This is a genomic window from Burkholderia sp. BCC1999 (genome assembly GCF_905339975.1).
In the GTDB taxonomy this organism is placed as follows: domain Bacteria; phylum Pseudomonadota; class Gammaproteobacteria; order Burkholderiales; family Burkholderiaceae; genus Burkholderia.
This window is the reverse complement of record NZ_CAJPHP010000007.1, coordinates 251,193-265,302: the sequence shown is the minus strand read 5'-3', so window position 1 is coordinate 265,302 and position 14,110 is coordinate 251,193. Positions and strand designations below refer to the sequence as shown.

Here is a 14,110-nt window from a genome sequence, read left to right as displayed (position 1 = left end):
GGCGTGCTCCGCAGTCGTCGAGCGCGCCTTTTTCGCTTGATCGGCACTGAATGGATCATATTCGCAATTTCTCGATCATCGCGCACATCGACCATGGCAAGTCGACGCTCGCGGATCGCATCATCCAGGTATGCGGCGGTCTCGCCGACCGTGAAATGGAAGCGCAGGTGCTCGACTCGATGGATATCGAGCGTGAGCGCGGCATCACGATCAAGGCGCAGACGGCCGCATTGTCCTATCGCGCGCGCGACGGCAAGGTCTACAACCTGAACCTGATCGACACGCCGGGGCACGTCGATTTCTCGTACGAAGTCAGCCGTTCGCTGTCCGCGTGCGAAGGCGCGCTGCTGGTCGTCGATGCCAGCCAGGGCGTCGAGGCGCAGACGGTCGCGAACTGCTACACGGCGATCGAGCTCGGCGTCGAAGTCGTGCCCGTGCTGAACAAGATCGACTTGCCGGCCGCGAACCCCGAGAACGCGATCGAGGAGATCGAGGACGTAATCGGCATCGACGCGACCGACGCGACGCGCTGCAGCGCGAAGACGGGGCTCGGCGTCGAAGACGTGCTCGAAGCGCTGATCGCGAAGGTGCCGCCGCCGAAGGGCGACCCCGACGCGCCGCTGCAGGCGCTCATCATCGATTCGTGGTTCGACAACTACGTCGGCGTCGTGATGCTGGTGCGCATCGTCAACGGCACGCTGCGTCCGAAGGACAAGATCAAGATGATGGCGACCGGCGCGCAGTATCCGGTCGAGCACGTCGGTGTGTTCACGCCGAAGTCGCGCAATCTCGATTCGCTGTCGGCGGGGCAGGTGGGCTTCATCATCGCCGGCATCAAGGAACTGACGGCCGCGAAGGTCGGCGATACCGTCACGCACGCGACCAAGGCCGCCGCTGAAGCGCTGCCGGGCTTCAAGGAAGTGAAGCCGCAGGTGTTCGCCGGGTTGTACCCGGTGGAAGCGAACCAGTACGACGCGCTGCGCGAATCGCTCGAGAAGCTGAAGCTCAACGACGCGTCGCTGCAATACGAGCCGGAAGTGTCGCAGGCACTCGGCTTCGGGTTCCGGTGCGGCTTCCTGGGTCTCCTGCATATGGAGATCGTGCAGGAGCGCCTCGAACGCGAATTCGACATGGACCTCATTACGACCGCACCGACGGTTGTCTACGAGGTCGTGATGAACGGTGGCTCGATCGTCAAGGTCGAGAATCCGGCGAAGATGCCGGAGCCGCCGAAGATCGAGGAGATCCGCGAGCCGATCGTCACGGTGAACCTGTACATGCCGCAGGACTACGTCGGCTCGGTGATCACGTTGTGCGAGCAGAAGCGCGGCTCGCAGATCAACATGCAGTATCACGGCCGCCAGGTGCAGCTGACCTACGAAATCCCGATGGCCGAGATCGTGCTCGATTTCTTCGATCGCCTGAAGTCGGTGTCGCGCGGCTATGCGTCGATGGATTACGAATTCAAGGAATACCGGTCGGCCGACGTTGTGAAGGTCGACATGCTGATCAATGGCGACAAGGTCGACGCGCTGTCGGTGATCGTCCACCGGTCGCAATCGCAGTATCGCGGCCGCGAAGTGGCGGCGAAGATGCGCGAGATCATTCCGCGCCAGATGTACGACGTGGCGATTCAGGCGACGATCGGTGCGCACATCATCGCCCGCGAGAACATCAAGGCGCTGCGCAAGAACGTGCTGGCGAAGTGTTATGGCGGCGACATCACGCGTAAGAAGAAGCTGCTCGAAAAGCAGAAGGCCGGCAAGAAGCGCATGAAGCAGGTGGGTTCGGTCGAGATCCCGCAGGAAGCGTTCCTTGCGATCTTGCGCGTCGAAGACAAATAACAGGACTGTTCCTTTTATGAATTTTGCGCTGATTCTTTTTGTGCTCGTCGTCGTGACGGGCGTAGCGTGGGTGCTGGACAAGCTGGTGTTCCTGCCGCGGCGACGCAAGGCGGCCGACTCGGCGATCGAGGAGTTCGATCGCCAGCAGTCGCGCATCGACAAGCGTTTCGCGGACGAAAACGCCGTGCAGACGCGTTCGAAGCTGCGTGACGAGAAGCTGCGCCAGCCGTGGTGGCTCGAGTACACCGCAAGCTTCTTCCCGGTGATCCTGGCCGTGTTCGTCGTGCGTTCGTTCGTCGTCGAGCCATTCAAGATTCCGTCGGGCTCGATGGTGCCGACGCTGCTCGTCGGCGACTTCATCCTCGTCAACAAGTTCGAATACGGGCTGCGCCTGCCGGTCACGAACACGAAGATCACGCAGGGCAGCCCGCTGTCGCGTGGCGACGTCGTCGTGTTCCGTTATCCGAAGGACGAGTCGGTCGACTACATCAAGCGCGTCATCGGCCTGCCGGGCGATACGGTCGCGTATCAGGACAAGCAGCTCACGATCAACGGCCAGCCGGTGCCTGAAACGCCGCTGCCCGATTTCTTCGACGACGAGCGTCAGAACTACGCGAAGCAGTTCGAAGAAACGATCGGCAACAAGAAGAACGCGATCCTCAACAACCCGGCCGTGCCGCCGTTCGTGATGGGCGCCTACGACTATCCGTATCGCGACAACTGCACGTACAACAGCCGCGGTGTGATCTGCAAGGTGCCGCCCGGTCACTACTTCATGATGGGCGACAACCGCGACAACAGCGCGGACAGCCGCTACTGGGGTTTCGTGCCGGACCAGAACATCGTCGGCCGCGCGTTCTTCATCTGGATGAACTTCAGCGACCTGAAGCGCATCGGTTCCTTCAACTGATCGCAGTCGACTCGCACGCAATACGTGACGCACGGGCCGCGTCACGTATTGTCGAACTACTTTAAGAACCGGCGGTAACACCGCCTCGTCACGCCTTTTCGTGTCCGGCCGAGCCGTTTCGGCCCGACCGGCGCCCGCGTTATACTCCTGCACATGCCCCTATCCCAGTTGGAAAGCCGGCTGCGCTACGAATTTCGCAATGCGGAATTGTTGCGCCAGGCTTTGACCCATCGCAGTCACAGTGCCACGCACAACGAACGGCTCGAGTTTCTCGGCGACTCCGTTCTGAATTGCGCGGTGGCCGCCCTTTTGTTCCAGCGTTTCAGCAAGCTGGACGAAGGCGATCTGTCGCGCGTACGCGCCAACCTCGTCAAACAGCAGTCGCTGTACGAAATTGCTCAGGCCCTGAATATTTCTGACGGCTTGCGGCTGGGCGAGGGCGAATTGCGCAGCGGCGGGTTCCGTCGCCCGTCGATCCTCGCGGACGCGTTCGAAGCCATCATCGGGGCCGTGTTCCTCGATGGCGGCTTCGAAGCCGCCCAAGGGGTCATCAAGCGCCTCTATATCCCGATTCTCGACCACATCGATCCGCGTACGCTCGGCAAGGACGCGAAGACGCTGCTGCAGGAATACCTGCAGGGGCACAAGATCGCGCTGCCGACCTACACGGTCGTCGCGACGCATGGTGCGGCGCACAATCAGCAGTTCGAGGTCGAATGCACGGTGCCGAAGCTTGACGTGAAGGTATCGGGTTCCGGCGCGAGCCGGCGCGCGGCCGAGCAGGCCGCCGCGAAGAAGGCGCTCGACGAAGTGATGGCAGCCGCGCCGATGCTGGCCACGAAGCCGAAGCGCTCGAAAAACGCGCGCGGGTCGAAGCATGTCGAACCGGAAATCGTGCCGGGCGTGAAGGGCGTGCAGGAAGCGCTCGACCTGCGCTCGCCGGAACGGAAGGAACGTGCGGCTGCACGCGAGGCCCGGGCGGCGGCGGCCGGTGCGGTGCCCGTGACAACCGCTGCGGCTGGCGCCGAGCCGGCCGTCGCACCGATGGCCGCGATCCGCGCGGCGCATGTCGAGACGGCTGCCGACAAGGGCGAACGGGCGGCGAAGCCGGCGACCGACAAGGTGGCCGATAAATCCGCCGACCGGCCCGACAAGGCTGCGGACAAGCCCGCGGACGCCACGCCGCGCGCAGCCGATCCGGCTGCTTCGGCCGCTTCGCCCGCCGACAAGCCGTCCACCGGATCCGACCCCGCGGTGCGCCCGGCCGCGCGTGCACGCGATGCCGCGGCACCGGATGCCGAGACGCCGCCGGGCGGCGCGAGCCTCGCTGCCGCGCAGGCGCGCGTGGCCGATGCCGACCACTGAATTGCCCATCGATCGTGCCGCGCGCCGCGCGGCCGTTTCCGAACCTGTCTCCCAAACGATATGAACACTCCCGCTCCTACCGGTTTCCGTTGCGGCATGATCGCGATCGTGGGCCGCCCGAACGTCGGCAAGTCGACGTTGATGAACGCACTCGTCGGCCAGAAGATCAGCATCACGTCGCGCAAGGCGCAGACGACCCGCCACCGCATCACCGGCATCAACACGTTCGACGACGCGCAATTCGTGTTCGTCGACACGCCGGGTTTCCAGACCCGTCACAGCACCGCGCTGAACCGTTCGCTGAACCGCGCGGTCACGTCGACGCTGACGTCGGTCGACGTGATCCTGTTCGTGATCGAGGCCGGCCGCTTCGGGCCCGACGACCAGAAGGTGCTCGACCTGATCCCGCCCGGCATGCCGACGCTGCTGATCACGAACAAGATCGACCGTGTGGCCGACAAGGCCACGCTGTATCCGTTCATGCAGAAAATGAACACGCTGCGCGAGTTCGCCGAGCTCGTGCCGCTGTCGGCGCAGCAGCCGGAAGACATCAAGCGCCTGCTCGAGACGATCAAGCCGTACCTGCCGGAAGGCGCGCCGATCTACGGCGAGGACGAGCTGACCGACCGCAGCTCGCGCTTCCTCGCGGCTGAAATCCTGCGCGAGAAGGTGTTCCGCTGGACCGGCGACGAACTGCCGTACACGAGCACCGTCGTGATCGACAAGTTCGAGGAAGAAGGGCGGCTGAAGCGCATCTTCGCGACGATCCTCGTCGAACGCGATTCGCACAAGGCGATGGTGATCGGCAAGAAGGGCGAGAAGCTCAAGCAGATCAGCACCGAGGCGCGGATGGACATGGAGAAGCTGTTCGACGGCCCTGTGTACCTCGAGACCTTCGTGAAGGTGAGGAGCGGCTGGGCCGACAACGAGGCCGGACTGCGCGCCTATGGGTACGAATGACGCGCTGACGTCGACTGAAGACGCGGTGACGGCCGGCGCGAACGACGCGCCGCTGCCGGCTCCGCCCGAACCGCCGCGCAAGGCGCGGCGCGCGACGTCTCGCACGTCCGATTTTCGCGTCGCCGAGCAGCCGGCGTTCGTTCTGCACAGCTATCCGTATCGCGAAACGAGCCTGATCGTCGACGTGCTGACGCGCGATCACGGCCGGCTTGCGCTCGTCGCGAAAGGCGCCAAGCGCCCGCACTCCGCGCTGCGCGGCGTGCTGCAGACCTTCCAGCCGCTGCTGCTGTCCTGGTCCGGCAAATCCGAAGTGCGCACGCTGACGGGCGCCGAGTGGGTCGGCGGCATGCTGCCGCTCGGCGGCGACGGGCTGCTGTGCGGTTTCTACGCGAACGAACTGCTCGTGAAATTCTGCGCGCGCGAGGATCCCCAGCCGCCGCTGTTCAATCACTATGTCCTGACGCTCACGCGCCTCGCGCACGGCGAACCCGCGGTGCAGGTGCTGCGCTCGTTCGAGCGCGTGCTGCTGCGCGAGACCGGCTATGCGATGGCGCTGAACCGCACGGTCGCGCGCCGCGCGGTCGAGCCCGATCGCCGCTACGTGTTCGATCCCGAGCGCGGCGTGCGCAATGCGGACGACGACGTGCCGTCGCACTGGCCGGTCATCACCGGACAGACGTTGCTCGACATGGAGCAGGACGATTACCATCGAGCCCAGACGGTTGCGCAAAGCAAGACGCTGATGCGCTTCCTGCTGAACACCTATCTCGGCGGTACGCCGCTTGCCACGCGTCAGATCCTGATCGACCTGCAAAACCTATGAGCTTCTTCCTGACAACGCCCACCGCCATCGACCTCGGCGTGAACATCGACCACGTCGCGACGCTGCGCAATGCGCGCGGCACGACCTATCCCGATCCGATCCGCGCGGCGCTCGCCGCCGAAGAGGCCGGTGCGGATGCGATCACGCTGCATCTGCGCGAGGATCGCCGCCACATCGTCGACGCCGACGTGCGCAAGCTGCGCCCGTTGCTGAAGACGCGCATGAATCTCGAATGCGCGGTGACGGCCGAGATGCTCGACATCGCGTGCGAAGTGCGTCCGCACGACGCGTGCCTCGTGCCCGAGAAGCGCGAAGAGCTGACGACCGAAGGCGGTCTCGACGTCGCCGGTCACTTCGAGGCCGTGCGCGCGGCGTGCAAGCAACTGGCCGACGTCGGCGTGCGCGTGTCGCTGTTCATCGACCCGGACGAGACGCAGATCCGCGCCGCGCACGAAGCCGGCGCGCCGGTGATCGAACTGCACACGGGCCGCTACGCCGAAGCGCACGACGAAGCCGAGCAGCAGCGCGAGTACGAGCGCATCGTCGCGGGCGTGCAGGCCGGTGCGCAGCTTGGCCTGAAGGTCAATGCGGGGCACGGACTGCATTACACGAACGTGCAGCAGATCGCCGCGATCGACGGCATCGTCGAGCTGAACATCGGCCACGCGATCGTCGCGCATGCGATCTTCGCGGGCTGGGACAACGCGGTGCGCGAGATGAAGGCGATCATGGTCGCCGCCCGCGTCGCCGCGCTGCACGGCGGCGCGCGCTGAAGATGAAATTCCACCGCATGCGCGCGTACTGACATGGCGATCTACGGCATCGGTACCGACATCGCCCAGGTGAGCCGCGTCGCGGCCGTGCTCGAACGCACGGGCGGCCGGTTTGCCGAGAAGGTGCTGGGTCCCGACGAGCTGCGCGTGTTCCATGCGCGCCGCGCCCGCTCCGAGGCGCGCGGCATCGCATTTCTCGCGACGCGCTTTTCCGCGAAGGAAGCGTTCTCGAAAGCGATCGGGCTCGGCATGCACTGGCCGATGACGTGGCGCGCGCTGCAGACGCTCAACCACCCGAGCGGCGAGCCATACGTGGTCGCGTCGGGCGAGCTGGCCGACTGGCTGGCCGCGCGCGGCATCACGGCGCGTGTGACGGTCAGCGACGAACGCGACTACGCGGTGTCGTTCGTGATCGCGGAGACGGACGCCGCGCCTGCACCTGCACCTGTTTCCCGAACCTCCTCCTGACGGAATTTCCGATTCGATGAAAACGACTCCCGGCCCGGTCATGCTCGACATCGTCGGCACGGCCCTGTCGCGCGACGATGCGCGGCGCCTTGCGCATCCGAATACCGGCGGCGTGATCCTGTTCGCGCGGCATTTCCAGAATCGCGCGCAGCTGACCGCGCTGACCGACTCGATCCGCGCGGTGCGCGAAGACATCCTGATCGCCGTCGATCATGAAGGCGGGCGCGTGCAGCGGTTCCGTACCGACGGCTTCACGGTGTTGCCCGCGATGCGCCGCCTCGGCGAACTGTGGGATCGCGACGTGCTGCTCGCGGCGAAGGTCGCGACCGCCGTCGGCTACATCCTCGCCGCCGAGCTGCGCGCGTGCGGGATCGACATGAGCTTCACGCCCGTACTCGACCTCGACTACGGGCACTCGAAGGTGATCGGCGATCGCGCATTCCATCGCGACGCGCGTGTCGTCACGCTGCTCGCGAAGAGCCTGAACCATGGGCTGTCGCTCGCCGGCATGGCGAACTGCGGCAAGCATTTCCCGGGGCATGGTTTCGCGGAAGCCGATTCGCACGTCGCGTTGCCGACCGACGATCGCACGCTCGACGCGATCCTCAAGCAGGACGTCGCGCCGTACGACTGGCTCGGCTTGTCGCTGTCGGCCGTGATTCCCGCACACGTGATCTATACGCAGGTCGACAAGCGGCCGGCCGGATTCTCGCGCGTGTGGCTGCAGGACATCCTGCGCGGAAAGCTCGGGTTCACGGGCGCGATCTTCAGCGACGATTTGTCGATGGAGGCCGCCCGCGAAGGCGGCACGCTCACGCAGGCAGCTGACGCCGCGATCGCTGCCGGTTGTGACATGGTGCTCGTCTGCAACCAGCCGGAGGCGGCCGAGGTCGTGCTGAACGGGTTGAAGGCGCAGGCGTCGGCCGAGTCGGTGCGGCGCATCAAGCGGATGCGCGCGCGCGGCAAGGCGCTCAAGTGGGACAAGCTGATTGCGCAGCCGGAGTATCTGCAGGCGCAGGCACTGCTGAAAAGCGCGCTGGCGTAAGCGGGGAGGGGACGGCGCGGGTTCGCGTCCTTCCGGTCGCCGAAACAAAAAGCCGCGCAATTGCGCGGCTTTTTTCGTGGGCTTGACAGCTGCATTCATGGGCTGTGTTGCGGCAGCGGCGAAGCAGGTAATCGGGCGTCGGGCATTTACGCAACTAACGGTCAAGCCCAGCCCGTGCCCGCATTCACGGGCGCCCGCTCAGTTCACCTTCATTCGCTGCAGCTTGTTGTACAGCGTCTTCGGGCTGATGCCGAGCAGCGTGGCCGCGCGATGACGCGTGCCGCCGACCGCGTCGAGCGTCGCGCGGATCAGCAGGTCCTCGACGTCGGACAGCGGCGTGCCGACCTTGATCTGCACGCTGCTGCCGTTCAGTGCGGCGCCGGCGGAGAAGCTCGGCTCGCCCGCGCGCAGCGTCTCGATGAAATCACCCGAGGCGTCGTATGCGAAGCGCACGCGCTCCTGCAGTTCGCGCACGTTGCCGGGCCATTCGTAGGACAGGCATTCGCGCACGAAGCCCGGCGCCGCGCGCTTGTCGGTCGTGCTGCGGCCGGTGGCGCGTGCTTCGCGGTTCAGTTCGTCGATCTGCGCGTCCGCGATCGCGAGTGCGTCGCCGTCGCGCTCGCGCAGCGGCGGCATCGTGATCGACGCCGCATCGAGACGCAGCCACAGATCCTCGCGCAGCGTGCCGTTCGCGACCGCTTCGCGCGCCGGGCGGCGCGTGGTCGCGATCAGCCGGAAATCGCTCGTGATCGAGCTCGTGCCGCCGATCCGCATGAAGTTCTGCGAATCGAGCGCGTGCAGCAGTGCTTCCTGCAGCACGAGCGGCAGCGCGGTGATCTCGTCGAGGAACAGCGTGCCGCCGCCGGCCTGTTCGAACAGGCCCGATTCGCGGCGCTCGGCACCGTCGAACGCGCCGCGCTCATGGCCGAACAGCACGCTGTCGAGCGACGCGCCGTGCCGGCCGGCTTGCGTGATCGTCCGGCAGTCGAACGACACGAACGGCCCCTTGCGGCGCCGGCTCAGGTCGTGCAGCGTGCGCGCGGCCAGCTTCTTGCCGGTACCGGCCTCGCCCGAGAACAGCACGGCCGTTTCGGTGCGCGCGTTGTGCTCGATCATGTCGTACACGTGCTGCATCGCGTCGCTGCGGCCGACCAGTGCGCCGAAGCGGCCGAGATGACGCAGCGACGCACGCAGCGACTGCACTTCGTCGATCAGTTCGTACGGGCGCGGGATCCGCGCGAGCAGGCTGCGCAGGCGCGGGATGTTGATCGGCTTCAGCAGGTAGTCCCAGATGCCGTGACGCAGGCCCTCGATGGCGCTCTCGACCGTTGCGTTGCCCGTCAGCACGATCACGGGCAGCGAGCCGTTCGGCTGTTGCTGCGGCAGGTGCTGGAGCAGGTCGAACCCGCTGCCGTCCGGCAGGTTCAGGTCGACGAGGACGACGTCGGGGATCGAGCGGCCGAGCGCCGTGCGCGCCTCGGCGAGCGATGTGGCCGTGTCGACCGAGAAGCCGTCTGCGGCGAGCAGCGCGGTGAGGCCGGAGAGACTGTTGGGATCGTCTTCGACAATCAGGGCGTGTGGCATGGTGGACGCGAGTCGAGTCAAGAGAGGCGGGCTGTCGGCCATCGGGGGCCGCAGCCGCATGTCAGATTAAAAACTGATTTTATGCCCCACCGAACGCGTAACGCTCATTATTTCTCCTGCGCTATAAAACAGTTACCGATGATACAAATTGAATATCTTTACCGGTGGATTTTGTGCTTCTTATACCCTTGGCGCATGCCCGCTGTTGGCGCCAGACAAACAAAAAGCGCCCCGAAGGGCGCTTTGTTCGATGCGGGTATCGCTGACGATTACGCGCGGCTGCGGTATTCGTTCGTACGCGTATCGATTTCGATCTTGTCGCCGGTGTTGCAGAACAGCGGCACTTGCAGTTCGAAGCCCGTTGCGAGCTTGGCGCTCTTCAGCACCTTGCCCGACGACGTATCGCCCTTGACGGCCGGTTCCGTGTAGGTGATCTCGCGAACGAGGACCGTCGGCAGGTCGACCGAGATCGCCTTCTCGTTGTAGAACACGACTTCGCACGCCATGCCGTCTTCGAGGTAGTTCAGCGCTTCGCCCATCATTTCGGCTTCGACTTCGTACTGGTTGTAGTCGGCGTCCATGAACACGTACATCGGGTCGGCGAAGTACGAATACGTCACTTCCTTGCGATCGAGCACGACGACGTCGAACTTGTCGTCTGCCTTGTAGACCGATTCCTGGCCTGCGTTGGTCAGCAGGTTCTTCATCTTCATCTTGACGACGGCGGAGTTACGGCCCGACTTGTTGTATTCCGCCTTGGCGATGACCCAAGCATCGCTGCCGATCTGCACGACGTTGCCTACGCGGAGTTCCTGTGCGGTCTTCATAAAAACTGTCCTGATCAAATCAAATAAATAGGTGCCTGAGCGTTGCGCAACGGCTGACGGCGCAAGCGGCGCGTTCCGGTGGACGCCAAAAGCGAGCGCTTGCCTGGTCAGCCGTCGGATAACCGCTTATTTTAACTGAGATTTTGCGTATTCCGCCAGCTTTCCGGCGAGATCGCCGACGGCCGCAAGCGCGTCGGCCCAGCGGGCCGCGTTGGCGTCGAGTGCGGCGCGGTGCTGCCAGAAATCGGCCCAGTCGGGCGTGCCGACACCGTTCCATGCATGCCAGAACCGCTCGAGCGCCGCGCGCGGCGCGTCGGCGAGGCCGGCCGACAGATGCGCGAGCGCGGCGTCGAGCTTCGGCAGGTGCACGTCGTCGGCCTGCGGGTAGATGTGCCACACGAACGGCTTGCGCGCCCACTGAGCACGGACGAACGAATCCTCGCCGCGCACGAAATTGATGTCCGCCACCCACAGCAATGGATCGTAGTCGGCCTGAGGGACGAATGCGAGGCCATGTGCGACCAGATTGCCGCTGTGCGCATGCGCGCCCGCGCCGAACGAATCGACCCCGAAAAAGCGCGCGACAGCGGGCGACAGGCGACCGGCTGGCACGAGCGCGACGACCGGCGACGGGCCGTCGCGCCATTGGGCGAGCAGCGCGTCGACGGCCGGATTCTCGTACGCGAACAGGCTGACGACCGTTGTGCCGGTGGCCGGCGGCGCGCCGCCGGTCGCGCGCCGCCACCATGCGTCGCGTGCCGCCGCGTCGGCTTCGAAGGCCATGCGGCGCGAATCGAGGTCGTGCTCCTTCAGGACACCGCCGGTGCCGGCCGACAGGCCAGGGAAGAAGAATGTCTTCAGTAGCGGGTAGCGCGGGTGCGGCGACGGCCGCAGATGGAAATCGGCGACCCAGTCCTCGGCGCTCAGGTATTCGAGGTTGATCCACACGGGGCGGCGCTCGCGGCGCGCCATCGCCGCGAGATACGCGCCGGGCAGCTCGCACGCAAATGCCTCGATCACGACATCGGCGATCTCCAGCGCATCGCCGACTTCCGCGTGCCAGTGCTCGATCACGATCGTGTCGACCGTCTGCCGCCCGGCGTCGGGGTCGACCCCCGGCAGCAGGCGCGCGAACGTGCGCAGGTCGTCGACGAACAGCCGAACCTGCCAGCCGTGCTCGTGCGCGAGCTGGCGCGCCACGCGCCAGCACACACCGATGTCGCCGAAATTGTCGATGACGGTGCAGAAGAGGTCGCAGGCGATCGGTTCGCCCGGCGCGAGCGGTACGGTGGGGAGTGGGGCAGCGGTGGTGCGTGGCATCGAAGCGGGCCGGTGAATGCTCTAAACTGGCGATTCTAATAGACCCGTTCCGCGTTACAAGGCGCCCGGATCACGCATGACAGCCCCAGAAGCCTCCGATACTCCGTTCGAACCGAAGAAGATCCTTGCGCAGTTGCCGCACATGCCCGGTGTCTATCGTTATTACGACACGGCGGGCGCCGTGCTTTACGTCGGCAAGGCGCGCGACCTGAAGAAGCGCGTATCGAGCTATTTCACGAAGACTCAGCTGTCGCCGCGCATCGCGATGATGGTCACGCGCATCGCGCGCATCGAGACGACCGTCACGCGCTCGGAAGCCGAGGCGCTGCTGCTCGAGAACAACCTGATCAAGGCGCTTGCGCCGCGCTACAACATCCTGTTTCGCGACGACAAGTCGTACCCGTACCTGAAGCTCACCGCGCACCGTTTTCCGCGGATGGCCTACTACCGCGGGTCGGTCGACAAGCAGAACCAGTATTTCGGGCCGTTCCCGAGCGCGTGGGCCGTGCGCGAGAGCATCCAGATCCTGCAGCGCGTGTTCCAGTTGCGGACCTGCGAGGATTCGGTCTTCAACAACCGCACGCGGCCGTGCCTGCTGCACCAGATCGGGCGCTGCACGGCGCCGTGCGTCGGCGCGATCTCCGGCGAGGATTATGCGGTCGACGTGTCGAACGCCGCGCGGTTCCTGCTCGGCCGGCAGTCCGAAGTGATGAAGGAGCTCGAGCAGAAGATGCACGCGTTCGCGGCCGAGCTGAAATTCGAGCAGGCGGCGGCCGTGCGCAACCAGATGAGTTCGCTCGCGACGGTGCTGCATCAGCAGGCGATCGAGGTCGGCAGCGACAGTGATGTCGACATCCTCGCCGTCGTCGCGCAGGGCGGGCGCGTGTGCGTGAACCTCGCGATGGTGCGCGGCGGCCGACATCTCGGCGACAAGGCGTATTTCCCGACGCACGTCGAAAGCGCGCTGACGCTCGCCGAAGGCGGTCTTGGCGACGAGGCCGAATCGCTGGAAGCGGTCGATGCAACCGGCGCGACCGCCGTCGCGGTGCCCGAACAGCCTGCGGAAGAAGCCGGCAGCGCGCGCGGCGGCGCGGCGGCGTCGGTCGAGGCCGAAGTGCTCGACGCGTTCATCGCGCAGCACTATCTCGGCAACCGCGTGCCGCCGGTGCTCGTCGTCAGCCATGCACCGGCGAGCCGCGACCTGCTCGAGCTGCTGTCCGAACAGGCCGGCCACAAGGTGTCGCTCGTGCGGCAGCCGCAGGGGCAGCGGCGCGCGTGGCTGTCGATGGCCGAACAGAATGCACAGATCGCGCTCATGCGGCTGCTGTCCGAACAGGGCTCGCAGCAGGCGCGCACGCGCTCGCTGGCCGACACGCTCAGCTACGATTGCGACGATCTCGCGACGCTGCGGATCGAGTGCTTCGACATCAGCCACACGATGGGCGAGGCCACGCAGGCGTCGTGCGTCGTGTACCACCATCACAAGATGCAGTCGGGCGAATACCGCCGCTACAACATCACGGGCATCACGCCGGGCGACGATTACGCGGCGATGCGGCAGGTGCTCACGCGCCGCTACGAGAAGATGGTCGAGCAGGCCGCGCAGGCGGCCGCCGTCGACGAAGCGGCCGGCATCGAAGGCGAGTCGACGCGTCAGGCCGAGGCGTCGAGCCTGCTGCCGAACATCGTGCTGATCGACGGCGGCAAGGGGCAGGTCGAAATCGCGCGCCAGGTGTTCACCGAGCTGGGGCTCGATACGTCGATGCTGGTGGGCGTCGCGAAAGGCGAGGGGCGCAAGGTCGGCCTCGAGACGCTCGTGTTCGCGGACGGCCGCACGCCGCTCGAACTCGGCAAGGAGAGTGCCGCGCTGATGCTCGTCGCACAGATCCGCGACGAGGCGCACCGCTTCGCGATCACCGGCATGCGGGCGAAGCGGGCGAAGGCGCGCCAGACGTCGCGGCTCGAGGAGCTCGAAGGCGTCGGCGCGAAGCGCCGGCAGCGGCTGCTCGCGCGATTCGGCGGATTGCGCGGCGTGGTGGCCGCGAGCGTCGAGGAACTCGCGAGCGTCGAGGGCATCTCGCACGCGCTCGCCGAACAGATCTACAAGCAGCTTCACTGACACGGCCGTGCGGCCGGCTGCCTCGCGCGCTTTTTCGCGTTCTTGTGGCAGGCCGGTCGACACGGCACAATT

At 65.8% G+C, this 14,110-nt stretch carries 12 protein-coding genes; 9 read left to right on the top strand and 3 right to left on the bottom strand.

Annotated features, from left to right (window positions below):
- The first annotated feature begins 50 nt into the window (after positions 1-50).
- The 8 genes from lepA (at position 51) to nagZ (ending at position 8,188) form a co-directional block, all read left to right on the top strand.
- Positions 51-1,844, top strand: a complete 1,794-nt coding sequence (gene lepA / locus U5809_RS12540) for a translation elongation factor 4 (RefSeq protein ID WP_322086736.1) — start codon at positions 51-53, stop codon at positions 1,842-1,844.
- Between the two features lie 16 nt (positions 1,845-1,860).
- Positions 1,861-2,754 (top strand): signal peptidase I, encoded by an 894-nt coding sequence (gene lepB, locus U5809_RS12535; protein WP_011544943.1) that lies wholly within the window; start codon positions 1,861-1,863, stop codon positions 2,752-2,754.
- A gap of 153 nt (positions 2,755-2,907) precedes the next feature.
- The gene (rnc, locus tag U5809_RS12530) at positions 2,908-4,119 is read left to right on the top strand and encodes a ribonuclease III (protein ID WP_322086735.1); all 1,212 of its coding nucleotides are present in this window, start codon (positions 2,908-2,910) and stop codon (positions 4,117-4,119) included.
- Positions 4,120-4,179: 60 nt separating this feature from the next.
- Positions 4,180-5,079: a GTPase Era gene (gene era, locus U5809_RS12525; protein ID WP_034186509.1), complete on the top strand. Its 900-nt coding sequence runs from the start codon at positions 4,180-4,182 to the stop codon at positions 5,077-5,079.
- Positions 5,066-5,902, top strand: a complete 837-nt coding sequence (recO, locus tag U5809_RS12520; protein WP_059574001.1) for a DNA repair protein RecO — start codon at positions 5,066-5,068, stop codon at positions 5,900-5,902. The genes era and recO overlap by 14 nt, the downstream gene beginning before the upstream one ends.
- Positions 5,899-6,675 (top strand): pyridoxine 5'-phosphate synthase, encoded by a 777-nt coding sequence (pdxJ, locus tag U5809_RS12515; protein WP_031400031.1) that lies wholly within the window; start codon positions 5,899-5,901, stop codon positions 6,673-6,675. The genes recO and pdxJ overlap by 4 nt, the downstream gene beginning before the upstream one ends.
- Before the next feature lie 33 nt (positions 6,676-6,708).
- A complete protein-coding gene (acpS, locus tag U5809_RS12510) occupies positions 6,709-7,143 on the top strand; it encodes a holo-ACP synthase (RefSeq protein WP_034186512.1) in 435 nt (144 codons plus the stop codon).
- Between the two features lie 16 nt (positions 7,144-7,159).
- Positions 7,160-8,188, top strand: a complete 1,029-nt coding sequence (gene nagZ / locus U5809_RS12505; RefSeq protein WP_322086734.1) for a beta-N-acetylhexosaminidase — start codon at positions 7,160-7,162, stop codon at positions 8,186-8,188.
- A 198-nt stretch (positions 8,189-8,386) separates the two neighbouring features.
- Here nagZ and U5809_RS12500 read toward each other — a convergent pair whose 3' ends face one another.
- From U5809_RS12500 to earP, 3 genes are all read right to left on the bottom strand, one after another.
- Positions 8,387-9,772 carry a sigma-54 dependent transcriptional regulator gene (locus U5809_RS12500; RefSeq protein ID WP_322086733.1) on the bottom strand — a complete coding sequence of 462 codons (1,386 nt, stop codon included), beginning with the start codon at positions 9,770-9,772 and terminating at the stop codon, positions 8,387-8,389.
- Positions 9,773-10,041: 269 nt separating this feature from the next.
- Positions 10,042-10,599, bottom strand: a complete 558-nt coding sequence (efp, locus tag U5809_RS12495; RefSeq protein ID WP_322086732.1) for an elongation factor P — start codon at positions 10,597-10,599, stop codon at positions 10,042-10,044.
- A gap of 126 nt (positions 10,600-10,725) precedes the next feature.
- Positions 10,726-11,919 carry an elongation factor P maturation arginine rhamnosyltransferase EarP gene (earP, locus tag U5809_RS12490; protein WP_322086731.1) on the bottom strand — a complete coding sequence of 398 codons (1,194 nt, stop codon included), beginning with the start codon at positions 11,917-11,919 and terminating at the stop codon, positions 10,726-10,728.
- A gap of 76 nt (positions 11,920-11,995) precedes the next feature.
- Between earP and uvrC the strand changes: the two genes are divergently transcribed.
- Complete coding sequence (gene uvrC, locus U5809_RS12485; RefSeq protein ID WP_322086730.1) at positions 11,996-14,038, top strand: excinuclease ABC subunit UvrC; 2,043 nt, start codon at positions 11,996-11,998, stop codon at positions 14,036-14,038.
- Positions 14,039-14,110 lie beyond the last annotated feature (72 nt).

What these genes read in the sequence shown, in the direction of transcription:
- lepA (WP_322086736.1), top strand. Translation starts at nt 51, where the DNA reads ATGGATCATATTCGCAATTTCTCGATCATCGCGCACATCGACCATGGC.
- lepB (WP_011544943.1), top strand. Translation starts at nt 1,861, where the DNA reads ATGAATTTTGCGCTGATTCTTTTTGTGCTCGTCGTCGTGACGGGCGTA.
- rnc (WP_322086735.1), top strand. Translation starts at nt 2,908, where the DNA reads ATGCCCCTATCCCAGTTGGAAAGCCGGCTGCGCTACGAATTTCGCAAT.
- era (WP_034186509.1), top strand. Translation starts at nt 4,180, where the DNA reads ATGAACACTCCCGCTCCTACCGGTTTCCGTTGCGGCATGATCGCGATC.
- recO (WP_059574001.1), top strand. Translation starts at nt 5,066, where the DNA reads ATGGGTACGAATGACGCGCTGACGTCGACTGAAGACGCGGTGACGGCC.
- pdxJ (WP_031400031.1), top strand. Translation starts at nt 5,899, where the DNA reads ATGAGCTTCTTCCTGACAACGCCCACCGCCATCGACCTCGGCGTGAAC.
- acpS (WP_034186512.1), top strand. Translation starts at nt 6,709, where the DNA reads ATGGCGATCTACGGCATCGGTACCGACATCGCCCAGGTGAGCCGCGTC.
- nagZ (WP_322086734.1), top strand. Translation starts at nt 7,160, where the DNA reads ATGAAAACGACTCCCGGCCCGGTCATGCTCGACATCGTCGGCACGGCC.
- U5809_RS12500 (WP_322086733.1), bottom strand. Translation starts at nt 9,772, where the DNA reads ATGCCACACGCCCTGATTGTCGAAGACGATCCCAACAGTCTCTCCGGC.
- efp (WP_322086732.1), bottom strand. Translation starts at nt 10,599, where the DNA reads ATGAAGACCGCACAGGAACTCCGCGTAGGCAACGTCGTGCAGATCGGC.
- earP (WP_322086731.1), bottom strand. Translation starts at nt 11,919, where the DNA reads ATGCCACGCACCACCGCTGCCCCACTCCCCACCGTACCGCTCGCGCCG.
- uvrC (WP_322086730.1), top strand. Translation starts at nt 11,996, where the DNA reads ATGACAGCCCCAGAAGCCTCCGATACTCCGTTCGAACCGAAGAAGATC.